Below are 26,393 nucleotides of genomic sequence, written 5' to 3' on the forward strand. Positions count from 1 at the left end.
TCAGACATTTGTTAAACCATCATTGCTATGGGAATCATATATGATTCCCATAGCAATGATGCTATAAATTGTCTTGCTATAGCAACGCAAGATGTTGCGATTGTGGCTATGGATTTACTCCAAGGAAGAAATCAGACTGAAAGCGATCGCTTGTTTCGGAGTAGACAAAAACTGCACCTCCAAGTCGATCAATTGCCTTTTGGATTTCGGCGGGAATTACTGGTTGCGATGACTTGTCTTGACTTGGTGGAATATCAGAATCAGGTGCGAACAAGAGAAACCCCAAAGTCGCGACTTGTTTAGCGATCGCATTAGCATTGAGATAAAAATAGCCAAAGTTTGGTTGGGGCATATCGGCGATCGCATCGCGAAACATCTCTGACTGCGCGAGGGCAGGCTTAGGAATTGGAATAAAAGCCGATGCAGTATTTGCACCCAAGGTCAACATTAAAGTCTGGCGATCGCGCCAGCCATAGGCAAAAATGCTTTGAGTTTTACCAGCAACTTGATTATCAGGAACCTCAAAGCTGGTTAGTAAAGTAGCCCCTACCTGACGCTTTTTCAATTGGAGAATATTTTCATCCATCTCCGTAAATCCAGTAAAAAATTTGGCTAATTTGGCAAGAGTTGCATTAGCCGCTTCAGGATTGGATGTACGAATTAACGCTCCTATGGTCAAATCAACACCAATCTCTTTAAAAGGAGAATGTTCGCTTGGAAACACAACAACTGCATATTCTCCATCCATCCAAGAGATAATATCTTTCTCAATGTCGAGATCTAATCCATCACCAGCAATCAAAGGAAACAAGGAAGAAAGCATTCTCACTCCTTCAACAAAAATTTTGTAGGAAGGTTGCATTTTTGACTCTTCCACAAACCATTGCCATTGACGATTGAGATTGCGGCTGGTGATTGCTCCATAGAGATTGGAGGGCAGGTAAGACAGGAGGCGATCGCGAGTTTGGGTATCTTTGGGTAGAGGCGATCGTACTTCTGAAAAATAACTATTGCTTTGACTACGAATACCTTTGGGCGTTACCCATGTAAATAGATCAAAACTGCTGTACTGCCCCAACGTGTATTTTAAGCCTTCAATATATTCTGCTCGACTAAATCCCGGAATTTCCGAAGTCTCAGGCAGATCCGCAGCCACAAGCTCACTAATTTGACCTAGCCCTTTAAAATCACCGTAACCTGCAATCAGAGATCGATTCCATAGAGGATTATTGAGCGATCGCAAAAACAAGGGATGATTAGCGAGAGGTGCTACTTTCAGTTCAGAAGTTTCAACTGATGTATCAATTATTTTCTGGATTGCTTGGCGATTGGTAGAAATCACGGCTACTCCACTGGGCAACTTGGCGATCGCGAAGCGTTTTAAGCTGAAATCAGGATCGCTAGGTACAATTGGTTCTTCTTCAGAATCAGCATCTTCTTCTTGATCATCTGGATCAGGCGCATTATCTTGTTTATTGCTTAACAAAGATTTCAATGTGATTGCTGGTTTTTTCTGAGATAGAACTGGTTTCTTATCTCCAATAGATTCTTCTTCGAGTTGCCATTCCAGAATTTTGACATTTTGATACAGAGTTTCTGTTGGTTTTGGCAAATCGAGACTTTTTAACTTAGTCAGAAAAAGCTCAAATTTTTGTCCATCTGTAACTGGAGATAAAGCTGTAAAAGTTAATTCCAGTTCGTCCTCGGTATTGGCTGAAAAGGCGATCGCCATTTCTTTGCCCAGCCAAGGTTGGATATCTTTGGCTATGGAAATTTGGGGGGATTGACTGAAAAAGGTCAACAACTGGTCAAGTGCAGAAATTGGATCGACAGTTTGAGATTTACTCACCACATTCCAAGAGTCTGGATTCAGATCAACCACAACTAATCCGATTACATCTATAGGAATCTGCTTGGCAAGATTAAGAGAACGTTGAGCGAATTGACTAGATGCAGGATTCTGGATATTTCCAGCAGCAACAGTACTTAGATAGTTCGTTGATTTGGAACTAACAGATACATCTTTAATGGAATTAGCGATCGCAGGCAAAGCTGAAGTACTAGCACTAATCGCCAAAATCGTGGCAAACAAACTCCTCACAGAAGTAACCCTCTTTAAAGTAAACGGTAAAATTTTGCTATGAGAATGTGGGGTACTTAGCACCGCTCATTCTCATTAAGATGATTAATTAATATTACAGCTAGCAATCTTCGCTAAAAGAGCAGCATACTGAGCTTGAAACTCTTTAGCTTTAGAATCCTTGGACTGATGCCATGATGCTAACCAAAGTGGGGTGGGGAAATGTCCATCAGGAGCGGTTTGAGGGGAAGTTGCATTAGACGCAATCCAAGTTCCGTTTTGTCGCCACCCAACACAATCGCTAAAGACTTGCCAACCTTTCATCGCTTTATCTTCTTCGATGACAGCGCCAAAAATCTTACTCACTTCATCGGCTGAAGTATTTTCCGAAGCAATGTTAGCCGCTTTGGTAGTCTGTGAGGAAGCCGTTTTGGGTGCTGGTGACTTACTGGTAAAATTGGCTGGGAGTAATTGCAATAACTGCGGTGATGCTTTAATTTGATCAGCTTTCTGCGCTAAAACTTGCTCCTGAGATTGTTTGATTTCTTTGATGAGAATTGGTGCAAGGGTGCGAAATTGATTGTTGGGATTGGATACGGCTATGTTTACCGATTCCATCAACACTGACCAAGGTGCTAAACCAAAGCGATCGCCAATTTGCTGTAGCTGAGTACAAATTGTTGCGAGATTTTGGCGACTGCGAGGACTATCAGGCTGCTTAAATAACTCCAGCATATTTCGCAACTTGAGCGGTACTTCCGACTGAAATGCGGTCAACATGACTTTTGTATCAATTTTTGTCCCGCCATCTAGAGCATCACCTTGGGTTTCTTTGCCTGAAATTAAATTTTGAAGATGATTTTTGAGATTTGCAAAGATTTGATCAGAACCCGCCATTACGTTATCAACAGCGTCTTTGGTTAACCCATAAGGACTTTGCAAATGTTCAACCAGCTCTTGTAACTTGTCAAAAGCTTGTAAAAAAAGTGTCTGTAAATCTTGATCGACTTGAAAATTAGTATTCTCTCGCATAACTTTGAAATAGTCTTCAAAGTTATGGGCCACATGTTGAATGCTACTAAATCCCAGCATGGCAGCCCCACCCTTAATTGAGTGGGCTGCCCGAAATATTTCATTTACCGCTTCAGAGTTGCCCATCAGTGATTGCAAATTGAGCAGTCCTGATTCAATTGTTTGGAGATGTTCTTTAGCCTCCTCAATGAAATAGCCTGTAATCTGCTTTTGCTTATCCTGATCCATGACACTAACCCCTTATGATTTGCCTTATGAATTGATTATGAAATTGCTAAGTATCTGTACAAAATAAATTACCCAAACCCGTGGAGTTACATCCCTGAGAGTTGCAACTTTATAGGTTTTGATTGGTAATTAATTATGTCCATGCGCTTACCCCAGAATTGATGACATATAGATCTGATTTTGAGCGCTGAATCCATAGCGACCCTTACTATGCTGCCGCCACAGGTTATCAATGATTTGCAAGTCATCACAGGAAATTTGTTTAATTTCCTCAGCCGTCAACACCGAACCAATATTTTTACGTGCGGCTTGACACATCACATTCCATGTTTCTTGATTTGCTTCTTGCCATTTACCATTGGATAGCAAAGCCCTTAACTTAGTATAGTCAACGCCTGTACTAGAAGTGAGTGATTGTAATTGAGTAGATGGCTCACCACTGGCGATCGCTAATCCTTTTTGAGGACGACGAAACCGTAAAGTCATGGCTCCATTGCTTTGACCATCACCCAATAAAATGGCTTCGCCTGTATCGGTGAGCTTGATTGAAATCTCGACCTCATCTAGCGCTAACCCATTGGCATGACTTGACGTGCTGTCTGTAGCGAGTTGCTGTACCAAGCTGGCAAGTCTTTGAATGCTGTCTTTAATCTTCGTGGTGCTGATCGATTTGATCGACTCACCATTGGCGCGATCGCCATTTCCCACAAATTCAATTAGTATTTCTTCGCTATCCATGACATCCTTGTTTGGGCTAATTGCCAGATATTTAAGACAATCTCTGCGTAAATTTTAAGAAGAAATCGCCTCAGAACTATGAATATCTGACTCTCTGTTTAAGTTATTGGTTGAATTGCTATCTAAAGTGTTACTTAGAGAATTATTTAAATTATTGTCTTTATCGTTGCTCTTGTCATTAGCACTATTGCTAGGAATATTACTTGAACCATTACTAGAACCGTTAGTTATAGCTGTATAAGTATTATTCGCAATAGGTACAGTCGATTTAGTCGCTGTAATTCTAGCAGTAATCGCTCGTTTTGTTAGTGCTGTATTGTAGGCTGTGGTAATCGCCAGCCGATCCACCATCCCAATTACCCGTTTAGGCTGGTGGCGATCGACCACAGGCATCTGTCGCAAGTCCCTAGTTGCCATGCGTTTTAGAGCTTCAGCCAGAGATTCATCGGCAAATGTACAGATTACTTCACTGGTGCAAATATTCTGTACCGTCATGTCTTCAAGGGGGCGATCAGTTGCAGGTGCTGATAGCAAGCGTTTTAGATCTTGAGTGGTCAGAATCCCTTGCAAGTGGTTAATTTCATCTAATACTAAGGCGCTATGGTGGTAGCCACTGGTGATAAATTGGGCGGCTTGCATCAGGGGCATTGAATATTTAACCGAAGCGGGATTGAGGGTCATGACTTCGGCAATTTTGATTTTTTCAAGGACTTCGATATCAGCGGGTAGCCCAGACCATTGCATGATCATCCGATCTGCGGATTTTGATGAATCAATTTGGTGGTCAAGTACCCATGCACAAAGTCCTACGGCTGCCATCAATGGTAAAACGATGCGGTAGTCGCGAGTCATTTCAAATAGCAGCAATACAGATGTTAAGGGGGCGCGAACAGTCCCTGCCAAAACTGCCGCCATTCCCACAAGAGCATAGGCAGGCGAAGCAGCGATCGGGATTGAAGCAGGTAAAAAACTAGCGATCGCCTGACCATATAAACTACCTAGCACCGCGCCCAAGAAAATCGAAGGTGCAAAAATGCCACCGACAAAACCACTCGCAGAACTAATTGCCGTCAATAAAAGTTTAACTACCAACAAAATTGCTAATAGCGGAATCGTGAACGGTGTATCTTGCAAGATCGATTCCACAGTTTCGTAACCAATCCCAATTACTTCAGGAAAAGTTAAGGCAATCAGTCCGACACATAGTCCACCAATCAGTAATTTGATTGGCATCGATAGCTTTTGCATAAATGGGGCGATCTCCCATTCTCCAGCAAAAAATTTCTTCGCTTGTTTAATTGCGCGAGTAAACATCAGGGCGACAACACTAGCCAGTACCCCTAATCCAAGGTATAGAGGCAATTCCCAGTAGCTGCGTACTTCGTAGACAGGCAGGCTAAAAGCTGGACGTTCGCCCAGACTAATCTGGGAAACTAACGCCGAAATGACCGAGGCAATAACGACAACGCTAACATCGGAGTTAGGGCTAGATTTATCGGTGCGATATGAATCACGTAGCAAGACTTCAAGGGCAAAAAATACACCTGCGATCGGTGCATTAAATCCTGCCGCCAATCCTGCTGCTCCCCCTGCTCCTATTAGTAGCCGAATGCGCTCGCTGGAAAATTGCAGCATTTGACCAAGTAAAGAGCCAATATTGCTCCCTAGTTCAACGCTTGGTCCCTCAGGTCCAAGAGAAGCGCCTGCGCCCAGTGAAAGAGCCGCCGCTACAGTTTTTAGGGGGACTTGCGAATAGGAAAGCCCTAGCTCTCGGCTAGAAGTCTTCGCTTCTGCTTGATCTAACTTATCTAATCTGAAGCGTACAAGGCTTACAACTAGCGCTCCAATCATCGGAATAAAGACGATCGCCCAATGCCAATGGTTACTGATAACTACGGCGATCTTGTGCCAATAGAGTTCTTGGGTAAATAAGATCAGCTTGCGGAATAGGGTTACACCAGTGCCACTGATTAAACCCACTGCGATCGCCGAAACAAGCATAACCGTCTCCGCAGATGGCTGAAGACGGTTTAGAACGGTCACCAATAGGCGGGAAAGCGACATGGTGGAGAACTCATGGAAAGGAGTAATTGGAGCTAGAGAAATTCAGTGGTTGACCCAGACTGGAGTAGATAAATACTTAAGTCCAAGGGGATTATTGGAGAGATCATTCTAAATTTTCTGCATCGAGATGCTCAGAAAACTCTACAGTTGCCTCTGATTCTGCCCTCGTTCCTGATTCAGAATTAGACAAGTCACGATCGCTTTCAGAATTCACTACGGCAACTAAGTCGATTTGTTGGCGATAATAATCTACCCCTTTGACTTGTACTTCTACGCGATCGCCCAAACAATATTGGCGACCACTACGACGACCAACGAGTAAAGTTGAAGCTCTCGCTCTACCTTTGCCATTAATCAAGGGGAACTCGTACCAATCATCCTTAAGAGAACTGACATGAACTAAGCCTTCAACCAAGAGAGACTCAATCTCTACAAAAAATCCATAGGACTGAACGCTGGTGATGATGCCATAGAAATTCCCGCCTGTGTGCGATCTCATAAATTCTGCTTTACGCAATCCATCAAGATCAGAGATTGAACGGTGATACAAAGCATCAGCTTGATTGAGCTTTGGCACAATGGCTTCCAAATCTTCAATTAACTGCCGCTCTGTTTCAGGTGGTAAAACACTCCAATTTACCTGACCATGGGCGCTAGAACTGCGAAGGTTGACATCATCCTTAATCCTGATGCTGCGGCGATCGCGTCCTTCTTCAAATACAGTATGTAAAATGCGTTGGATTAGTAAATCGCCATAGTGATTTTGTGGAAACACGCCATGCACATAGGGCTGGTTAATTAAGCCTAGTCCAAAGTGAAGTGACGGCGAAAGCACATACTCGTTAGTCTTAAACATCGACATCAGTAGATACTTGAGAATATCGCGAGTTGCGTCTTGTTCTAGCTGATTTACCTGTGTCAAAATCTGATGCAAATCCGCAATTTGAATCTGTTCAGGTGTTTCTAATTGCGCCGAAATCCCCATGCTCTCTAATAGCTTTGCCCAGTCATCAACCTTACCTTGATCAGGAGGAATCTGTCGCAAATAAATACTTGGAATTGATAAAGACTGAAGATGCGAAGCGATCGCTTTATTTGCCAAAATCATTACTTCTGTAACCTTGCCAGAAATCTGCAAAGTTAAGGGAACTACTGTCAAACCGCGTACTCCCTCATCCGCCTCTTGAGAAGGAATCTGTGGCAATACCAGTCTGATCGCATTAGATTGCTCTTGCAGCAAGGCTCCTACTTTGGCAATTAGATGTACTAACTCTTCTACTTCTGTATCAATTTCTTGACTAGGTGCATCCTCATCAACTGTTACTTTCCCATCAAGAATTTGTTGCGCTCTCTGATAACTCAAGTTCGCTCGAACTAATACTGCTGAAGGCTGAATCTCGAAAGAAAGCATATTTCCTTCATGATCCAATTTAATCAACACCGACATTGTGAGATATTCGGGCTGATTAAACACATTCATCTCAGGCAGCATTGGCAAAATGGTGTCACCCAAGAAAAATGACCGCAGACGCTTCTGAGCTTCCAAATCCAAAGGTGAACCCGCCGTCACATAGGTTGCTACATCAGGAATATGTACTCCCAATTCCCAGCCAGTATCGACCTCTGTGATCGAAATTGCTGAGGCATTACCAATTCTGACGGTTAGGGTCTTGCGTAAATCAAGACGATGTTTGAGGTCAGCTTTTCGTACACCCCTAGGTAAACTAGCTGCGGCTGTCAAAGCCTTGGCACTAAATCTTCTAGGCAAATTATGTTTGCAACATACCAGATCAATATCATTAGTTGATTCGGCATCATCACCCAAAATCTGCAAAATGCGTCCTAAAGGTAAGTGATTACCTAAGGAAAATCTCACCATTTCTAAATGCACGAGTTTGCCATTTGCCACACTGAGATCGGGCGTTTCCTCGTCTGGTATTAGCTCTACTTCAAACAATAGGCGATCATCTAGCGGTACGGCTCGATAACTATCATCCGTAAATTTCACGGTTGAAAGTAACGTTGGATTCGATCGCTCAAGGATCAACCGTACTTCACCCTCAGGTGATCGCCGTCTTACTCCATCTTTGGTCACCCTCACTAACACGCGATCGCCATTCCAAGCATTGCTTAAACGGCTTTCGCGCACATAGATATCTTCCGCACCCTCGACATCTTGGATCGCAAAGCAAAAACCTTTACTTGAACAACGCAGGCGACCTTCCACCAGACCTTCTTCTTGGATGCGGCGGTATCGTCCTTTGTCTTTTTCAAGAATACCGATTTTTTCAAGCGCATCTAGGGCAACTTGGAGCCGACGAACGCTTTTGTTGTCATCACCGATCCCAAGTTTTTTTTCGATCGCTTTGGGCGTAACTAGCTTGTCATCAGAGAAATTGTCTAACAGTTGATTAATCGAGAATTCCATGAGGCGAAGGTCGAACGATTGTTTAAGGTGAGCAAATTAGAGCAAACGAGGGGTAACAGCAAAGTAGAGAGCTACTTATAAACACAAACTAGAAGCAAACATCAACATCACAAATCAACGACAGTCAAGATTTCGACGATTAGCACAGACAAATAACTTCGATAGATTCGACTTATCAAAACGAAACTGTGGAAGTTAATCTATCTTCTTAGAGACGATCTTGATACTCTGCGATGTTACTACGGACTCAATATCAGGATAGTGAAATATGGATCGAAACGCATATATTCTCATCCCGAATTGCATCCCCTTCAGAAGCTTTAATTATTTCTGGAGGGATTTTAGCTATAGCTTTTTTATATATGCTTATAGAACTCAGGTAACTTACGAATTTGCAAAGTTAGCTTGTATAGTGTTCCCCTGCTATTCCTATTTTAGCCCAATTGCTCCAGCAAATATTTTGGATCTGGACTTTAATTTAATGTGATTTCAGCGTAAGCTACAAAATTTCAAAACCAAGGCAGCAAAATCTGCTTTTACTGTCTTGGCTCTTAGAAGGATCTAGCGGCGCTAAACCTTCCTAGGAGACAGTTTGAAGTTATCCCGCCCAGAGGTTTTGAAATTCTACTCTAGATATTCCTATGCACCATCCTTCGCTATTTGATGCATTTGTTTTTTAGGTTTGTTGCAAACGCATTAAAGCTTTTGAGCATAAATACATAATCTGAGCATAAATACATGGTTAATGTGTTGAGCAACACTTAACTTTGTGCTGCTATTATTGCTACATTATTTCCACACAGATATTTAAGCTGTTATGTTGTGAGGAATAGTAACAAATGTCTAAATTTTCTAAGAAAAACTACAGCGTAGTAATTTCTGCTGCTGTTGCTGCATCTGCCTTAATTAGCGGTGCTGCTAATGCTCAAGCTTCCCAAGATTCTCAAGTAATCCGCTCCGTAACTACTGACAGCTTGGTTCGTCCCAGTGCTGTTGCCCAAAATGTAACTTCAGTATCTCAACTTAGCGATGTTCGCCCTACTGACTGGGCTTTCACCGCATTGCAATCCTTGGTAGAGCGCTACGGTTGTATCGCTGGCTATCCTGACAGCACTTTCCGTGGCAGACAAGCAACCAGCCGTTATGAATTTGCTGCTGGTTTGAATGCTTGCTTAGACAAGATCAACGAAATTATCTCCGCAGGTTTAGCTGATAAGGTCAGCAAAGAAGACCTAGCCACCTTGCAAAAGCTTCAAGAAGAGTTTGCTGCTGAACTAGCAACCCTTCGTGGTCGTGTTGATGCTCTTGATGCTAAGACTGCTAAGCTCGAAGCTCAGCAATTCTCGACAACTACCAAGCTACGTGGCGAAGCAATCTTCGGTCTTACTGCTGCGTCTGATGGTCTTAATGATGCCCCTACCGCTACTAGCGACTTTACAGACAGAACCAACACAATTTTTAGCTACCGTGTTCGTCTCAATTTAGATACAAGCTTTACTGGTAAGGACTTGCTAAGAACTCGCTTGCAAGCAAGCAATACTCCTAATCTAAATACTGACGGTGCAGCTTTTGCATCTGGACTTGGCAGTGGAAATAGCACTAGATTGTCCTATGAAAGTGGCACACCAAATAACAGCTTTGAAATCAATCGTTTGTTCTATCGTTTCCCAGTTGGCGATAACATTACTGCTTATGTTGCACCAATCGGCGCTCCTGAAGATGTCATCAGCCCTCTTAACCCTCTCGAAAGTGACTCTCAAGGTACAATCTCTCGCTTTGGTCGTTTCAATCCTCTGATCCGCATTGCATCTAGTAGTCGTACTAGTGGCTTGGCTGTTGCTGGTTTGAACTTCAAGTTTAGCGATAAGGTTTCCCTTGAACTTGCATACACTGCATCGAATGCCGCTCTAGCATCTGGACAAGGTGGTGTAACTGGTGGTGACACCAAGATTGCTGCTCAGTTTGTATTCAAGCCTGCTGATGTATTAACTCTCGGCGTTGGTTACGCTAATGCCTATACTTTTGGTAACACTCTTGCTTCTGGTCTAAATGGTGATTCTATTGGAGCATCTGCTGTTAACGCTGCTGGGATTAGTGGTATTAGAAGTAATACCGTAGTTGGCAGTTTAGTTTGGGATATTACCAAGAAGTTTACCTTCAATACTTGGGGTGCTTGGACTTTTGCTGATACAACTGGTGCAACTACCGCATCAACAACCTTTACTAGCTGGATGGCTGCATTGTCTAGCAAGGACTTGTTTACCGAAGGCGACCTAGCTGCTGTGATGTTTGGTCAACCACTTTACAGAAGTAGTGTTGGTGGCGTTGCAACTGGCAGCACCGATACTCCTTATCACTTGGAAGCTCTATATCGTTTCCGTGTTTCCAAGAATATCAGCATTACTCCTGGTGTTTACTTTGTATTCAACCCAGGCAGTACCAATGCTAACGGTACTGCAACTGTTGGTGTAATTCGTACCACTTTCTCCTTCTAAGATTTGGTGTTGTCTTACTAAAAAGGAGAGGCGCTCTGCGCCTCTCCTTTTTAATTTTTAAAATAATATATAGTTAAGTGTGATGCGCCTTAGTTGGAGTTGTAGCAATGACTGTACTATACGAGCAGGATTATGGACTCTGGGCAGAACAGATGGCTGATTTGTTGTCGGCGGGTCGGTTCGCCGAGTTGGATATCGATAATTTGGTAGAAGAGGTACGCGATTTATCCAAGCGAGAACGCGATCGCTTATTGAGCAGCCTACGCTTGATTGTGCATTATTTGCTTAAGTGGGACTATCAGCCACAGCTTAGATCGAAAAGTTGGCAGATAACTATTCAACGAGAACGACTTCAAATCATTCGTTATTTAAAAGATAGTCCCAGCCTAAAGCGTTATCTGACCGATGAGTGGCTAGACGAAACTTATGTGGTATCTAGTTTAAATGCACAAAAAGAAACAGATTTAGAATTTCCAGTCGATTGTCCTTACTCTATTGAGGATGTATTGGAACGTCCAATTAATTTAGTCTAAGGCCAATTTAAAAAACAAAGGGGAGTTGCTGCGCTTCGTGCTGCAACTCCCCTTTGTTTTAACTGCACATCAAGCTAGAAATGATCGCGTGGCTTCAGAAACTTGGGGCATTGGATCGTTGACAAGTTTTTCCAGAGCTGCTCTGGCTTCAGTACCGCCAAGCTGTGACAGAGACTGGGCAACTCGATGTCGGATTTGCCAATCGGGATCTTCGACAAGGGGCAACAGAAGAGCCACCGAGGCGGGATTGCCTAAATCACCGAGGGAGCCGATCGCAGCAATTTTGACTAGCTCATTGGGACTTTGTAATGCTTCAGCTAGTAAATCAAAGCCTTGAGGATCACCTAGCTCACCGATCGCAGCCACAATACTAAATTGAAACATCCAATCGTTAGTGGACTCGTAAGATTTTTTTAGTAAATCAAAGGCTTGGGTAAGTTGTAGAGAACCAAGCGAAGCGGCGGCGGCGGCGCGCACATCAATTTCAGGATCGAGCGATAAACGATCGCTTAAAATTGCTAAGGATTTTTCTAAATCAACCGTGCCGACTGTGCCAAGTTGACTAACGGCATCATAACGAATACGTGCATAGGAGTCGATCGCCGCGATCGAGAGTAAAGTAAATCTCTCAGAAATGGGAAGAGAGCGACTAGCATGAAGGGCTTTCATCCGAATACCCATATCATCTATAGCTAGTTGCTCTCTTAAGGTTTCAAACTGAGTTTCTGATGTTTCGCTCACAAGAAAATCTCGCAATTAATACGCTAACGTTTCTAGTGTCTCACGTAAGTAGCTACGCACGAGATCATCAAGAACGCTTTCTTGTACTACTAAAACATCTTTGGGATCGCCCTTGGGATCACCATTTCGAGATCGCTGCCACTTATCAAATCCTGAACTGGTAGCGATCGCTTGTTTGAGATGACTCCAGACTTTAGGATCTTTGGCAGCTTCATGTAAAGGGAGAGCCAAGTCATTCGCTGTTGAGGATAAGTTCATAGACATTTCCTAAGCTTATATAGAAATTACCAGATGTGCTAAAAGCGCAATTAGTTAAGAATAAACCAATTAAAGAGCATAATTAGCTCAATAATGTTTATCCTATCACTTCAATAAACAAGCCATAGACCTAGAATTAAATGTATATCTACAGATATAAATCAATCATCTAAATCATTATGACTACTTCAAATCCTTTTGTTGATCCAAATATTGCATCGCAGGCTACAGAACTAAATCCAAACTATGCAATACCTGTTGTACTTGTGTTGGCAGGAGTACCACTTATTTGGGTTCAACCAATTGCTGCGGGTGTAGTTGCAATTTTTGGATTGTTTCTAGTTTATCAAGCAGCGACGATTCGGTTAGTATTTACCGCGACAGATTTAGAGGTTTATCGATCGCAAGAAAAGTTCCGTACTTTCCCTTATCAAGAGTGGCAAGATTGGAAAGTATTTTGGTTTGCTTTTCCAATTTTGTTTTATTTCAAAGAAGTAAAAAGTATTCATTTCTTGCCAGTTTTATTTGATGCAAGAATGCTGAAAACTTGTTTAGAAAAAAATATTCCTTTGAAAAAGTCGTAGCAAGTAAGGAGGGCATTGCCCTCCTTACTACTAATTAATATAGTCGTACAGAAATATTTGTAAAAGCAGCGCTTCGCGCCGCTTTTACAAATATTTCTGGGTTTTAAGTCAGCGTAAAGCGCTGTATTGGCAATTTGTATGAATTACTTTTTAGGTATTGATTTTGGGACTTCGGGCGTGAGGGCGATCGCCATTAATGCAAGTAACGAAATTGACGTAATCTCTCGTGCTGAATATGACATTCGTGATTGCGAAACATGGCAATTAGCGCTTTATGAAGTAATTACTAGTTTGCCTCAGAAAATTAGGCAAAATACTAAAAAAATAGTTGTCGATGGCACTTCCTCTACTGTTTTGATTTGCGATCGTACTGGTAAGGCGATCGCTGCACCACTGATCTATAGCGATACCTGTGAGTCTGAAGTTTTAGAGCAAGTCAAAAAAATCGCCCCAGCAAAGCATTCAGTTTGTAGTGCAACTTCCAGTTTTGCTAAATTAATTTCATTCCTTGCCAGAGCAGAGATTCAAGATTCATTTACAAGCCAAGTGCGATCGCTTTATTTTTTGCATCAAGCTGATTGGCTGGGTTATTTACTCCATGGTAAATTGGGCGTGAGTGATTATCACAATGCGCTCAAGTTAGGATACGATCCTCAGCTTCTGCAATATCCTGATTGGTTACAGTCATGGTTACTCAATAATCCTGCGGTAGTTTTGCCTGAAGTTTTTGCACCAAGTAAAACTGTAGGGATGGTTAATAAGACGATCGCCTTAAAATTAAATTTGCCTTTAGATTGTGCGATCGGTGCGGGAACGACTGATAGTAATGCTGCTTTTTTATCTAGTGTTGGTACGGCGACTCCTGCCATAGGGACAGCAGTGACCTCTCTCGGTTCAACGATGGTGCTAAAAGTTTTAAGCGATCGCCCCATTAATGAACCCAGTTACGGGATTTATAGTCATCGGTTTGAGCATCGAGAATTAGGGTGTTTGTGGCTAGTTGGTGGGGCTTCCAATGTTGGTGGGGCTGTATTGCGACAATTTTTTACAGATTCAGAGTTACAAGAGTTTAGCGATCGCATTGATCCACATATTGCTAGTTCATTGGATTACTATCCTCTAACCAAAATAGGCGATCGGTTTCCGATTAATGATCCTCATCTTGCGCCAAGACTAGAACCACGTCCTGATGATCCCGTTGAGTTTTTGCATGGATTGCTCGAAAGTATGGCAAGAATTGAGGCAAAGGGCTATCAAATCTTGCAAAAATTAGGCGCTTCACCAATTCAGCGAATTTATACCGCAGGGGGTGGGGCAAAAAATACACTATGGATAAAAATACGCGATCGCCATTTACAGATCTCGATGCAACAGTCTCAGCAAACTGAAGCAGCCTATGGGGCTGCATTATACGCCGCAAGTAGAACTTATAACCCAAACCCAAATAAGTGAAGGCGGCACTTCGTGCCGCCTTCATTTATTTGGGTTTGAGCAACACTTTCATTGAGATAGTAGCAATTCTCAATTAAACCAAACTACAAATCCAAATAAATTACTACCGAAAGCGTTAACCATCATATTCCAAACGTTCATATCGGTAACCTTTCCTTTTTCTAAATAGGGAGTAGCGGCTGTTCCTTGTATCCAAGATCCCAAATCAAAAGTGCGTGGCTCTGTAAAAATTCTGGCAAAATCAATGCTGAGCTTCTCATCACGCCAGAAAGGTAAATTCTTCTTGCCGTCAAGAATTGCGGTGATTTCATCAAGAGCGGCTAGCCAAGATTTCACCATTTCATCTGTAACCCGAACTTGAGGAATTGCAGAAGTCTGCTTAGGATTGGGAATCCATTCGCGATCGCTATCCGTTTCTGCCAAAATTGACTTCCATGATTCACGACTGAGACTAATTACTGATTTCATATGATTGAGAATAGTCGTCATCCTTTGTGGTTCCACTAAAGGAAATTTGGCAAGATGAACTGCTGAAAGCAAATCGAGAATCTCAAAGAAACTGTAGCTATAGTCTTCAGGAGATTTTCTGCGCGTCGTGAGCAAAAATTTATGGGGCGTATCTACATCTTGGAAAAATAAGTGAGCGCAAGCAGCAAATAACTCACGACTATCATAAGCCCGTAAAAACTCACTAATTGCTCCTAAGACATGGGTATAGCCCTGTAACCACAAAGCATCAGCACGATCAAAAGCGATTAAAAACTGTTGGGCATCTTTTTCGGTAACGTTTGCACCAGTCACAGAATTAAAAATCTGCCATAGCATTTCCTTGTCATCTGCTTTGCCATTGCCATCAAAATCTAAACGAATTAAGCCTAAGCGCAGGGCAAGTTTAAGATTTTGATCTTTAATTGGTTCGAGGGTAGTCCGTACAGTAGCAAGATCATTAATCCAAGTCTGAAAAACCTGCTGGAGTCCGTCGTAAGTTAAAGTTTGTGGTTTGGGGTTTTGAGGTACTGGCAAGCGTAAAAAAGGGATCGATCCACTTACGGGATTTTGAATCAGTCCATAACGATAGAGCGACTGCATTAACCGTTCAGTACCACTCATAAATTGGATTACGCCCAACCCAAAGCGAGCTTTGTCATCCTGAGAATTATTTTTTAGATAGTCGTTAAAGACCTTTTCACCTTCAGCAAGCTTTCCTGTGGTGAGATAAGGGTCAGGTAATGGCGCGATCGCTGCGTTACTTGGCTGTAAGGAGATCGTGGTAATCACGATCAAACAAGAAATCAAGATAGCGACCAGCGATCGCCATAGCCACTGCATTTTTTTTTGCATATGCAAATTCCTAAGCACAAAAAATAAATGATGCAAGCTTAGCTTACATCATTTATTTTTCGCATATAAAATTGCAATTAAAAAGTTGCTTGGCAACCTTTTAATTTTATTAACAATAAGCACTAATGTCTTCGCCACAGCGATCAGCTAAAAAGCAAAGGGCGCGGAATCGAAGCCCGACTAGTTCATCGTATACAGGGTTGAGTTTACAAAGGGGCGGAATGTGGATGAGGGTGTGACCAAAGAATTTAATGGTGCGCTCAAAGGGACATTGAGCAGGAATTAGTCTAGCAATGCGATGGGCTGTTTTAGATTTGTGGATTTCAAAATTATCGATGGTCTTACGTAGAGGCTGGAGCAAATCGAAGGTCTTTTTGGATTGAGGTCTGCCGATATATGAGTTTTCCCCGCCAAATCCTGAACTATTAATACTTGACATGTTCACCAAACGCTCTTTACAACAGAGTATGTAGATCTAAAGCATTTACGTTACTAATCGTAACATAATCGTCTTAAATAGAGGGTAGAAAATACATTATTCATCCTTATGTATGAGATGGTCGATACAAGTAGAATGAAAGAGCTTTTTCTATGACCTTGATAATTTAGATCGTACCCACTTGTCTGTATAGCCGATCGCTATAGCTATAATTCACAAAATTTTGCAAACACTTTTGTGAATTATAGCTATAGCCACCTGTATCAGGACAAATCAAAACCCAAATAGTGTGAGGCGGCGCTTCGCGCCGCCTCACACAAGAATGGCGACAGCTATAAAAGCCCAAAGAGTCATGGCGGCACGAAGCGCCGCCATGACTCTTTGGGCTTTTAAGATTAGAGACGGATGGGAATTGGACCACGTCGTTGAGAAATAGTGATCGAATCCTGTAAAAATTGGCGCAGATGCTGAACATGAGGGTTATCGACTAGGTTGACTAGTTTCTCAAGAGCTTCAACAAGGGTTAAATCTTGGTGATATAACAATCGAAATGCCGACTTCAAAGCTTGTTGGGTTTCCCCATCTAGTCCAGCCCGATCAATGCCAACTCGATTTAGAGTTCGCACCCGCGAGGGATTACCCTCGACAAGAGTGTAAGGAGGTACATCTCGCTCGATCCGACTCATACCACCAACCATTGATAATCGCCCAATTCGCACAAACTGATGCACACCCAGCACCCCACTGATTCTGGCATGGGACTCGATATGTACATGTCCTGCTAAAGCTACACCATTAGCAATAATTACGCGATCTTCGATTTCGCAATTATGCCCCACATGGACATAGGCCATCAGTAAGTTACCGTTGCCAACATAGGTAACTTCATCAGCTTCATTAGCGCGGTTAATTGTGACATATTCGCGAATGCGGTTGTCATTACCAATGTGGACGAGACTATCAGCACCCGAATATTTCAAGTCTTGAGAATCTAAACCGATCGCTGCCCCTGGATAAATTTGGTTGCGATCGCCGATTTCAGTTCTCCCTTCGACAATGGCGTGATGCCCAATGACAGTATGAGCGCCAATTTTCACCTGTTCACCGATGACAGCATAAGCTCCAACTTTGACAGTCGGATGGAGTTGGGCATCAGGATGCACTATGGCTGTCGGGTGAATAAATTCAGACACAGGCGCATGAGACACAGGCATAAAAAGTTTGGCTCGCTTGATACTAAGTTAGATCGCTTGATTTGCGATCGCTTGGATCGCCAGATAACAAATTAAAATTTGAAACGAGAGTGAAAAGATTTAAAGGTTAACTAATGAAAACATCAATTCACCTTCGCAGGCTAATTGACCATCAACTTCAGCACGTCCATGCATCTTACCAAAGCGCTTGCGTGCAACTATCAGCTCGGTAGTAATAGTTAAGCGATCGCCAGGAACTACAGGACGACGGAATCGGACTTTATCGATGCCAGCAAATAATGAAAGTTGATTTTCCATTCCTGGTAAATGTCTTAGGACGATACCACCTACTTGCGCCATCGCCTCGACAATTAGTACACCAGGCATGATCGGTCTTTCAGGAAAATGACCTTGAAAGAAGGGTTCATTAAAAGTGACATTTTTAATCCCTGTGGCAGATTTATTTGGCACAAAATCAATGATCCGATCAACTAGCAGAAATGGGTAGCGGTGAGGTAACAATTTCTGAATATCTTCAATCATTAAAACCTGACTAGTTACGCTGTTGGTACTATCAGTATTGAGTTCAGCACTATTTAGGGTCGGTTCTTCGGTCAAAGTTGACATATTAACTAATTTGGCATAGGAGGAAAATGAATTGTGGGGCTATAGCTTTTGAGCTAAGGCGATCGCAAATTCAGCATGAAGATTATGGCTAGCTTTGTAGGCAAGAATATGCGCTCTCGGTAAGAATCCTAGCAAGCTTAGGTCACCAATAAGATCTAAAAGTTTATGACGACATGGTTCATCGGTAAAACGTAGAGGCGGATTGATCCACTTCTCAGCATCGCAAACCAGCGCATTTTCTAGGCTTCCGCCCTTGATTAACCCTGCCGCACGAGCTTGATCAATATATGCTGCAAGTGTAAAAGTTCTTGCGGGTGCTATTTCACTAGCAAATCTTTCGCTGAAGTTAGTGATCGTAGGTGACCAACTAAACCACTGCTCACCAATCGCCTGAGTTGGGTATTCAATGCCATAGGTGAAGCGCAAAGTATCCGCAGGTATCGCCGTGACAAAGCTGTCACCTTTGGATACTGTAACTGCTTCGGGTAGAGGGATTAGGCGATCGCCTTGTACTTGTGTGTCAATACCAACTTTAGCGATCGCTTCCACCCAAGGCAACGCCGACCCATCAAGGATCGGCAATTCGGGACGATCAAGCTCAATACAGGCATTATGTATACCCATACCAAACAAAGCTGACAGCAAATGCTCGACCGTGCGAACACCTGTGCCATTTTGGCGTAACTCCGTCGATAGCTGCGAAGCCGAAACTACAGTCGTATCCGCAGGTATCTTGGCTTCACCATAGATAAAATAGCGACCTGAATTAATGGGCGCAGGACTGACAGTCACAGAAACTTGCTCACCACTATGCAATCCAATCCCCGACAAAGCAAATGGGGCAGCGATCGTCTGTTGGTAGAGCATGACTAGAATTTTTCTCCTAGACCAAAGCTAAACTGTGTACCACCATTTGAGCCGATGCCGTAGTCCACTCTGATGGAACCTAGCGGCGATTGTACCCGTACCCCAATGCCATAACCTGCACCGTTACCTGGTTTGTTTCGTGCTCCTGCGGGATTCCCTGGTACGGCTGAGGCTGAGCCTAGATCAGTACCATAATCAAAGAACAAGACTCCGCCAACGATATTAAACACAGGGAAGCGATATTCTGCCGAGAAGATGCCAAAACTGCGACCGCTACCAATTTTGCCTTCATCCCAACCCCGAACTGAGTTGCTACCACCTAGTTGAAAGGCTTCGTAGGGTGGCAAAGTACCGATTACAGTCCCAGCTTGAATGTTGAAAGCAAGAGCCTGTGTACCTTCAGAGAAGTTCAAGAAATTAACGGGGATAAAGTAGCTGTAGCTAGCACGAACCCGATTTAAGAAAACTGAACCTAAACCAATGGGAATCGACTGCTCAGTCGCAATCCGAAATACAGAGCCAGAAGATGGCTTAATCGGATTATCGCGTTGATCGGTGGCATAGGCGAATTGCAGCAATAGCAAATCATCTTGTCCAATACCACTAGCTGATAGAGGATTGCCTAGGGAGTCGGTGGGAGAAATGACGTTATTGTTGCTATTGGCGATGCTGACCCGTTCGTAGCGTAAGCCCAGTGAAGCCGTGGTGGCTGTGCCAAGGGGACGAGAGAAACTAAAACCTGTGCCAAGTCGGTTGATGCGAGGGCTAACGTTGTCAGGTCCAATACCAATTGGGGTATCAAAAATATAGCTGAACAAGCTACGGTTAAAAATATTGGCTGTAAATGAAGTGCGATAAGGGTCACCCGCTAGCCAAGGATCGGTGAAGTTGAGGTCAAATAGTAATTCACGTTCACCGACTTGAATGTCTAAACCGAGCTTTTGGTTGTTGCCACCGAGGTTTTGTTGTTGAAAACTAACCGTACCAAATAAACCTGTGGATGAGCTTAAACCTGCACCTGCGGCGATCGAGCCTGTGTTACGTTCTTTGACATTGACAGTCACGATTACTTTGCGTGGATCGGTTCCTGGAGCAAGCCCAATGTTGAGATCTTCAAACAAACCAAGAGCAAAGACTTTTTGTAAATCGCCCTGAACTGTATTTTTGTTGAAGATTTCACCTTCTTTAATCGTCAACTCGCGGGTAATGATAAAGTCGCGGGTAGTGCCAGAGACTGGTTTGCCTTCATTGTCAACGGTTTTGCCATCTTCATTGATAAAGGCTACTTTGATGTCTTCGATTACACCTTCAGATACAACGAGGTTAATATTTCCTTCGGGTGTAGCTTTGATATCAACGATTTGAGCTAAAACATAGCCCTTGTCTTGGTAGTATTTTTCAAGCTCTTTAACCCCTGCTTGGATATCTTTGAGATTAGTGACTTTGCCAATCTGTGAACCAAAGATGCGATCAATCACACCTTGTTCTAGTACTTGTGTGCCTTCAGTGTTTACAGATTTGAGGACAGGATTTGGTAATACGAAGAAAGTTACGCGCACACCGATGTCGGTATCTTCTGGTTCCGCTTGAACATTGGAGAAAAAGCCTGTGGCAAACACAGCGTTGATATCAGACTGAAGCTGAGTACGAGTTACTGTCCGACCTGGTTTTGTGGCGATCGCATCATAGATTCTTTGCTCAAGTTCAGGAGGTAAAGGAGGCTGACCTTCTGGAGTTTTAATGGCAACTTCTCCCACTAGCACTTGAGTTTCAGTTGTAGTTGCAGGGGGAGGAGTGGTAGAAGGTAGTGTAAAAGTTGGTGATGTAGTGGGGGGAATTGGGGTGCTTGGCTGAGTAGGAGGCTCCTCTGTTGTAGTGGGGGGAGTAGTTGGCTGCGGGGTTGGCGCTTGAGCAATCTCTTGCTTTGCAGGAGCAGCCTGTGCCAGCAAAGGACTTGTTAGTAACGTGCTGGATGCGGCAATGGCTGTGAATACGAGCAAGTTTATACGCATAAAGTCTTCCAAACACCTACAGAATATTTAAACAGAATACTGAACAGGAAACTATTGACGGACAAATGTGAACAGAAAGTTTCTGATAATACTAATAAATAACTATAACTTTCAACACCCCTATATTGCTAGCAGTAATTAACTAAGAACTAAATTTTGTCATTTTGATCGCCAATGTTAAAAATCATACCTACCTAAAAAGTTTACCGTTGAAGCCCTTTTTTGCAAATTTTCGCAAAATTGCTTTTAAGCGATCGCGGCTAAGACTCGTTTCATCACCTCTTGATAGGCTTCAGCAACATTACCGAGATCTTGACGAAAGCGGTCTTTATCTAGGATACGGGCAGTGGGGTCAGAGATCTCCTTATCCCAGAGACGACAGGTGTCGGGGCTGATTTCGTCGGCTAGCAGTAAATGTCCATTAGCGTCAGATCCAATTTCCACCTTAAAATCAACGAGGATTAAATTACAGCGCTCAAAAAAAGTTTGCAGATGGTGATTAATATCTAGAGCTAGTTGTTTGAGTTGAGCAACTTGTTCAGGTGTGGCGAGATCAAGCATGGATACATGGGCATCAGTAATTAGAGGATCGCCAAGGTCATCATTTTTATAGAAAAATTCGACTAGGGGCTGCTTGAGTGGTTGACCTTGTGCTAAACCAAGGCGTTTGCAAATACTACCTGCGGCAATATTCCGAACCACAACTTCGATGGGCAATATCTGGACGGCGGCAACTTGCATCTCATTAGGTGAAACTTGCTTAATGAAGTGGGTCGCAATACCTTGGGCTTCCAGATACTGAAAAATGTGTGAGGCGATCGCGCAGTTCATTTCTCCTTTGTTGGCGATCGTGCCTTTTTTTAGAGCATTGAAGGCGGTTGCGTCATCTTTGTAGCGCGATAGCAAAATGTGGGGATCATCTGTTGTAAACAGGATTTTGGCTTTGCCTTCGTAGAGCTTGGTTCCACTCATGGATAGATATATGGCGATAGTAGTTGCTTAAGTATTCTATAGGATCGCCAACCCCACAAGATATTTGGGGCGCTTTGCGCCCCAAATATCTTGTGGGGTTTAAGAACCAGATTTTTGATGACACGGCTTAGCCGCACCATCAAAAAATTTACAGTGAAGCCCTTAATTTAAGCCTAGTGCAGCCAGTTGAGCTTGGGCTTTTTGCAAAGATTCTAGCCATTCCCGATCGCTTATACTATCAGCAACTATTCCTGCTCCAACCTGTCCCCAGATATGATTGTCAGTCTTGAGTAAAGTGCGAATTAAAATATTCAGATCCATGTTGCCGCGCCTGTCAATATAGCCACAGGAGCCATAAAACAAACTGCGTCGCTGTGGTTCTAACTTTTCGACGATTTCCATACAGCGTACTTTTGGACAGCCCGTAATTGTTCCCCCTGGGAAAGTAGCCCGAATGAGATCTACCAACGTGCGATCGCGGCGTAATGTCCCCACCACATTACTGACAAGGTGCATAACGTGGCTGTAGCGCTCGATCGCTAATAGCTCATCGACCTTAACGCTGCCCCATTCACAAACTCGCCCAAGGTCGTTACGCTCTAGATCGACTAGCATAATGTGTTCGGCTTGCTCCTTAGTACAGCCTAGTAATTCACTCTCAAATTCGAGATCTTTCTGTTCAGTTTTGCCGCGTGGTCTTGTACCTGCGATCGGACGAGTTTCGGCATGGCGATCGCGTAGGCTAACTAGACGCTCAGGCGAGACGCTAATTACCTCTCCCCAAGTTGTGCGCCAATAGCTTGCAAAGGGTGATGGATTAATCTTTTGCAAATGGCGATATAGTTGCCACCCATCCGAGTTCCAAGGGTATCCAAACCGCATCGAGAGATTTGCCTGAAAAATATCGCCAGCATAAATATGGTGTTTCGCTTTTTCCACCATGGCTTCATAGCCTTGTCGTTCTGGTAAATAAGTTGGAGTAGCTTGTACAGTGCGATCTTTACTAAGACAGGCAAGGGGCGTAAGCCCCTTGTTTTCTGCATTGCTAAAGCGATCGCCTAATTCCTTTAATTCAAGGCGATCGCTAGCGGCTAACCATACTGTTTCAGTTTGATGATCAACTACCGCAAAACTAGATGGCTCATACCAAAAGGCAACAGGAAAAGGCAAAGTATCAGGCTTGGTATAGGGCAAGCGTTCAATTTCCCAAGCGAGGTCATAGCCTAACCATCCTAAATATCCTCCTGTAAATGGCAAATGATCAGGTAAATCAGAATGAGAATTTTGCATCCGCGATCGCAATTTTTCCAAACATGGCAAAATCTCACCAACTTCAGGAGTCCAAATTTGTCGAGGCTGCCCTGCGGCGATCGAATATCTTGCTAGTTTTGAAGAAACTGTATCAATGGCAGGGCTTTCTAGCAGAACTGCAATCGGTTCATGAGCATAGAGCGATTCCCATAGATCTGCACCTGTCATATTTGCTGGTAGCGATCGCTGAAGCCACAACCAATCGGTCATAGATAGATTACGTAAGGTATGGTTTTATTATAGAGAGGCGGTGCGAAGCGCCGCCTCTCTATAATTTAAAAGCAAAAACCTTATGAATCGCACCTTATTTATTGGGATTCTCGTCTTAATTGGGCTAATGGTATTGGCGAGTTCGTTACCGAATAAGTTCTACGGTGCGAGTGATCGCAAGTTCATCATAATTACGATTATCACCTGTATCGTTTCGGCGATCGGCTTAGCAGTATTTTTCAGCATTCCTTTCTTAACCGCAAACTAAAACCCAATAAAGTAAAGAGCCCGCGTAGCGGGCTCTTTACTTTATTGAGTTTTGGTATTAGTACTTTGCCATGCTTGGCTCAACCGCATAGGCATAGGCATCAATGCCGCCACTAATATTTTTGACGTTAGTAAAGCCTTGATTGATTAACCATTGACACATTTGGGCTGATCGCATCCCATGATGGCAAAGTACTAATGTTTCCGTATGGGGATCAAACTTTTCCTTAAAATCTACTGACCATTCTCCATATTCACTGAGAGGCAAGATCGTAAAATCAGCGATCGCGGCAATTTCTACCTCATCACGTTCCCGCACATCGATCAGTTGTAAATCTTGGCGATCTCCAGCCAAACGTTCGGCTAGCTCTTGGACAGTAATTTGTATGATAGACATACGTGCAAAATATCTCTTAGGTATGAGTTAAAAAACTAACACAAGTCCCGCTTTTAGTTCAAACTTTAGATTATTGCGCTTTGCCATCGCAACAAACCCAAATAGTTTTTTAAGAACCTTGCTTTGCAAGGTTCTTAAAAAACTATTTGAGTACTATAAATTTATTTGTCTAGACTAATGAGCCAGCCCATCGAAGAATTGTTGAGAGACCTCAAAAGTGAAGATGAGGAGATACGCGATCGTGCCACGCAGGGGCTGTGGGAAATGTGGTTTATGCAAAAGGGAATGCAGGGCTTACAAGTTTTGCGACAGAGCCAAATGATGGCAGATAGCGGCAATGTCAGACAAGCGGAACTAATGCTCACCCAATTAATTCATGCTCAACCAGATTTCGTCGAAGCATGGAATCGGCGGGCAGTTTTGTTTTATATGCAAGGGGATTACAAGCGTTCCATCAAGGACTGCCAGAAGGCGATCGCCCTTAATCCCTATCATTTTGGTGCAGTTCACGGTTTGGGTTTGTGCTATGCGGCGATCGGTAATTATCACGAAGCGATCGCTACTTTCCGCCGCGCCTTAGAAATTCAACCCTATTCCCTCACCAACCAAAAACTAATTCTTGAATGTACAGCTATGCTTAACTAACCAAGCAAAAACTCGCTTTGCGAGTTTTTGCTTGGTTAGTTTGTATTCCAAAGAGGTGTGCGACGTACAAAGGAAAGGATGCAAACACCGATGCTAATGCTGAGCCAGCCACAAATTAGCGTTAATAGGGGCAATGATTGATTGAATGTCACTAGGGAAGCGATGTTCTCTGTGGTTTTTCTGGATAAAAAAGCGCTGATCAATAAAAGAGCCGTACCGATTTCCCAAGGTTGCAAATGATTTTTGATATAGCTAGGGCGATCGCTTTGCAGACTATTAGGGGCAACTAATTGCAAGAAAAATCTGGCGATCGCAGGACTAAGGAGACAAACACCAAGCCAAGCAATCAAACTCTCGGCAACTAGTTTTATAGGTAAGGGGAAAAGAAATAGGATCAATCCTCCCACCGTGATAAATGCGGTTCCTGCTAAAATTCCTGCGCCCTGAGGCAGTAATACATTCGCCATGCCTAAACTATCACGCTCAGATTCTTGTTTGGCAAGGTGAAACTGATCGCGAATCGTTTGCCCTAACTGATCATTTTGATTTGGGCCTTCTTTAGTACTCGATGTCACAACCGTCATCGCTAAAGGAATGGTGATGTCACTCTTATTGCCTGATAGCTGCATCCAGCTTAGTTCGCCACTAGCCTCTTGCAATTTAACCAATGACAGACTTGAGAATGGGCGTAAATCGATCGCATATTCCGCATCAATCCCCCATAAGCCACTAAATCTCAGATGTAAAATCTTTTCGGGCGATCGCAACTGGGCTTGCCATGTAAAAAATCCTGTAAGTCCTGAAGCTGTCAAAGCGATCGCCGCGAGCGCCCTTAAATTTGCAGAAAAATCGAGCATTGTCCAAAAGAAAAAGCCCAACACGATTAGCACCAAACTATTAAACTGTCGTGGCTGTTGACCTATAGCCGATGGGCTAACCAAAACTGTTTGGTCAGAATAGGTAATTACATTCAATATGTCCGCATTAACGGCTTCGATGACTTGCTTTTTCTCTGCTTCTGTCTTCGATTTACCCGATCGCCAAGCTAGAGAGCTAGCCAAACCTGTGAAAATCGCAGCAGGTAAAATCCACCACAATGCGATCAATGACTTTGCTAAAGCTTCGGAAGATAGGCTTAGCCCTGCGATTAAAACCAACCAATAGGCTGTCATCCCAATTAACTGCGATCGCGAGAATAGATAATCGGAGTTTTGGCGGCATACTTCAACCACGGACTTAGCCGTATGTAGACCTAATACAAAGCCCACAAGTAATATGAAACTCGCGATCGCCAAAATAATCGCATCACCTAATCGCACTAATTGAGCGATCGCCAATACGAAAATCAACAAGCCTGAAAAAATAAAATTCACAGAAATAGGATAAGTCGCCTGCCGCCAGCCCCACCCGACTTTACCCGATACCAATTGTCGCTGTGAGTGAGAAGGCAAAACTTGCATTGGCGATAGGGAATTGGTA

General features: G+C 43.2%; 23 protein-coding genes. 6 read left to right on the forward strand and 17 right to left on the reverse strand.

Going from position 1 to position 26,393, the window contains the following annotated elements; translation table 11 throughout:
- Nucleotides 1-106 precede the first annotated feature (106 nt).
- The 5 genes from H6G05_RS03305 to H6G05_RS03325 form a co-directional block, all read right to left on the reverse strand.
- On the reverse strand, nucleotides 107-2,101 hold the full coding sequence (locus H6G05_RS03305; protein ID WP_190576275.1) for a DUF3352 domain-containing protein: 1,995 nt from the start codon (nucleotides 2,099-2,101) through the stop codon (nucleotides 107-109).
- Between the two features lie 84 nt (nucleotides 2,102-2,185).
- Nucleotides 2,186-3,340, reverse strand: a complete 1,155-nt coding sequence (locus H6G05_RS03310) for an Hpt domain-containing protein (RefSeq protein WP_190576278.1) — start codon at nucleotides 3,338-3,340, stop codon at nucleotides 2,186-2,188.
- Between the two features lie 147 nt (nucleotides 3,341-3,487).
- Entirely contained in the window at nucleotides 3,488-4,078 is a 591-nt protein-coding gene (locus H6G05_RS03315) for a GUN4 domain-containing protein (protein WP_190576280.1), read from the reverse strand.
- A gap of 54 nt (nucleotides 4,079-4,132) precedes the next feature.
- Complete coding sequence (locus H6G05_RS03320) at nucleotides 4,133-6,142, reverse strand: chloride channel protein (RefSeq protein ID WP_190576282.1); 2,010 nt, start codon at nucleotides 6,140-6,142, stop codon at nucleotides 4,133-4,135.
- A 103-nt stretch (nucleotides 6,143-6,245) separates the two neighbouring features.
- A complete protein-coding gene (locus H6G05_RS03325) occupies nucleotides 6,246-8,570 on the reverse strand; it encodes a ribonuclease R family protein (protein WP_190576284.1) in 2,325 nt (774 codons plus the stop codon).
- An 839-nt stretch (nucleotides 8,571-9,409) separates the two neighbouring features.
- On the opposite strand from H6G05_RS03325, the gene H6G05_RS03330 reads away from it, so the two are divergent.
- Nucleotides 9,410-11,065 carry an iron uptake porin gene (locus H6G05_RS03330; protein WP_190576286.1) on the forward strand — a complete coding sequence of 552 codons (1,656 nt, stop codon included), beginning with the start codon at nucleotides 9,410-9,412 and terminating at the stop codon, nucleotides 11,063-11,065.
- A 107-nt stretch (nucleotides 11,066-11,172) separates the two neighbouring features.
- Nucleotides 11,173-11,598 carry a DUF29 domain-containing protein gene (locus H6G05_RS03335; protein WP_190576287.1) on the forward strand — a complete coding sequence of 142 codons (426 nt, stop codon included), beginning with the start codon at nucleotides 11,173-11,175 and terminating at the stop codon, nucleotides 11,596-11,598.
- Nucleotides 11,599-11,667: 69 nt separating this feature from the next.
- Here H6G05_RS03335 and H6G05_RS03340 read toward each other — a convergent pair whose 3' ends face one another.
- Nucleotides 11,668-12,339 (reverse strand): HEAT repeat domain-containing protein, encoded by a 672-nt coding sequence (locus tag H6G05_RS03340; RefSeq protein WP_322096321.1) that lies wholly within the window; start codon nucleotides 12,337-12,339, stop codon nucleotides 11,668-11,670.
- Nucleotides 12,340-12,354: 15 nt separating this feature from the next.
- Nucleotides 12,355-12,597 carry a hypothetical protein gene (locus H6G05_RS03345; protein ID WP_190576288.1) on the reverse strand — a complete coding sequence of 81 codons (243 nt, stop codon included), beginning with the start codon at nucleotides 12,595-12,597 and terminating at the stop codon, nucleotides 12,355-12,357.
- Nucleotides 12,598-12,776: 179 nt separating this feature from the next.
- Here H6G05_RS03345 and H6G05_RS03350 point away from each other — a divergent pair, with 179 nt between their 5' ends.
- Nucleotides 12,777-13,181 carry a DUF3119 family protein gene (locus H6G05_RS03350; protein ID WP_190576289.1) on the forward strand — a complete coding sequence of 135 codons (405 nt, stop codon included), beginning with the start codon at nucleotides 12,777-12,779 and terminating at the stop codon, nucleotides 13,179-13,181.
- A 138-nt stretch (nucleotides 13,182-13,319) separates the two neighbouring features.
- Nucleotides 13,320-14,633, forward strand: a complete 1,314-nt coding sequence (locus H6G05_RS03355; RefSeq protein WP_190576290.1) for an FGGY-family carbohydrate kinase — start codon at nucleotides 13,320-13,322, stop codon at nucleotides 14,631-14,633.
- A 69-nt stretch (nucleotides 14,634-14,702) separates the two neighbouring features.
- Here H6G05_RS03355 and H6G05_RS03360 read toward each other — a convergent pair whose 3' ends face one another.
- The 8 genes from H6G05_RS03360 to H6G05_RS03395 form a co-directional block, all read right to left on the reverse strand.
- Complete coding sequence (locus H6G05_RS03360; RefSeq protein ID WP_190576291.1) at nucleotides 14,703-15,974, reverse strand: hypothetical protein; 1,272 nt, start codon at nucleotides 15,972-15,974, stop codon at nucleotides 14,703-14,705.
- Nucleotides 15,975-16,083: 109 nt separating this feature from the next.
- On the reverse strand, nucleotides 16,084-16,413 hold the full coding sequence (locus H6G05_RS03365; protein ID WP_190576292.1) for a Mo-dependent nitrogenase C-terminal domain-containing protein: 330 nt from the start codon (nucleotides 16,411-16,413) through the stop codon (nucleotides 16,084-16,086).
- A 395-nt stretch (nucleotides 16,414-16,808) separates the two neighbouring features.
- On the reverse strand, nucleotides 16,809-17,606 hold the full coding sequence (gene lpxA / locus H6G05_RS03370) for an acyl-ACP--UDP-N-acetylglucosamine O-acyltransferase (protein WP_322096322.1): 798 nt from the start codon (nucleotides 17,604-17,606) through the stop codon (nucleotides 16,809-16,811).
- Nucleotides 17,607-17,726: 120 nt separating this feature from the next.
- Entirely contained in the window at nucleotides 17,727-18,233 is a 507-nt protein-coding gene (fabZ, locus tag H6G05_RS03375; RefSeq protein ID WP_190576296.1) for a 3-hydroxyacyl-ACP dehydratase FabZ, read from the reverse strand.
- Between the two features lie 39 nt (nucleotides 18,234-18,272).
- A complete protein-coding gene (gene lpxC / locus H6G05_RS03380; protein WP_190576298.1) occupies nucleotides 18,273-19,100 on the reverse strand; it encodes a UDP-3-O-acyl-N-acetylglucosamine deacetylase in 828 nt (275 codons plus the stop codon).
- Nucleotides 19,101-19,102: 2 nt separating this feature from the next.
- Nucleotides 19,103-21,112, reverse strand: a complete 2,010-nt coding sequence (locus H6G05_RS03385; protein ID WP_190576300.1) for a BamA/TamA family outer membrane protein — start codon at nucleotides 21,110-21,112, stop codon at nucleotides 19,103-19,105.
- A 246-nt stretch (nucleotides 21,113-21,358) separates the two neighbouring features.
- Complete coding sequence (gene purC / locus H6G05_RS03390) at nucleotides 21,359-22,084, reverse strand: phosphoribosylaminoimidazolesuccinocarboxamide synthase (RefSeq protein ID WP_190576301.1); 726 nt, start codon at nucleotides 22,082-22,084, stop codon at nucleotides 21,359-21,361.
- A 162-nt stretch (nucleotides 22,085-22,246) separates the two neighbouring features.
- Nucleotides 22,247-23,605, reverse strand: a complete 1,359-nt coding sequence (locus tag H6G05_RS03395; RefSeq protein WP_190576302.1) for an anthranilate synthase component I — start codon at nucleotides 23,603-23,605, stop codon at nucleotides 22,247-22,249.
- A gap of 82 nt (nucleotides 23,606-23,687) precedes the next feature.
- Here H6G05_RS03395 and H6G05_RS03400 point away from each other — a divergent pair, with 82 nt between their 5' ends.
- Entirely contained in the window at nucleotides 23,688-23,873 is a 186-nt protein-coding gene (locus H6G05_RS03400) for a hypothetical protein (protein ID WP_190576303.1), read from the forward strand.
- A gap of 57 nt (nucleotides 23,874-23,930) precedes the next feature.
- Here the strand turns inward: H6G05_RS03400 and H6G05_RS03405 are convergent, their stop codons facing one another.
- Nucleotides 23,931-24,269 (reverse strand): rhodanese-like domain-containing protein, encoded by a 339-nt coding sequence (locus H6G05_RS03405; protein ID WP_190576304.1) that lies wholly within the window; start codon nucleotides 24,267-24,269, stop codon nucleotides 23,931-23,933.
- A gap of 177 nt (nucleotides 24,270-24,446) precedes the next feature.
- Here H6G05_RS03405 and H6G05_RS03410 point away from each other — a divergent pair, with 177 nt between their 5' ends.
- Nucleotides 24,447-24,914: a tetratricopeptide repeat protein gene (locus tag H6G05_RS03410; protein ID WP_094531081.1), complete on the forward strand. Its 468-nt coding sequence runs from the start codon at nucleotides 24,447-24,449 to the stop codon at nucleotides 24,912-24,914.
- 35 nt (nucleotides 24,915-24,949) lie between these two features.
- Here the strand turns inward: H6G05_RS03410 and H6G05_RS03415 are convergent, their stop codons facing one another.
- Nucleotides 24,950-26,374, reverse strand: a complete 1,425-nt coding sequence (locus H6G05_RS03415) for a hypothetical protein (RefSeq protein WP_190576305.1) — start codon at nucleotides 26,372-26,374, stop codon at nucleotides 24,950-24,952.
- Nucleotides 26,375-26,393 lie beyond the last annotated feature (19 nt).

Source organism: Phormidium tenue FACHB-1050, from assembly GCF_014696925.1.
Taxonomy (GTDB): domain Bacteria; phylum Cyanobacteriota; class Cyanobacteriia; order Pseudanabaenales; family Pseudanabaenaceae; genus Pseudanabaena.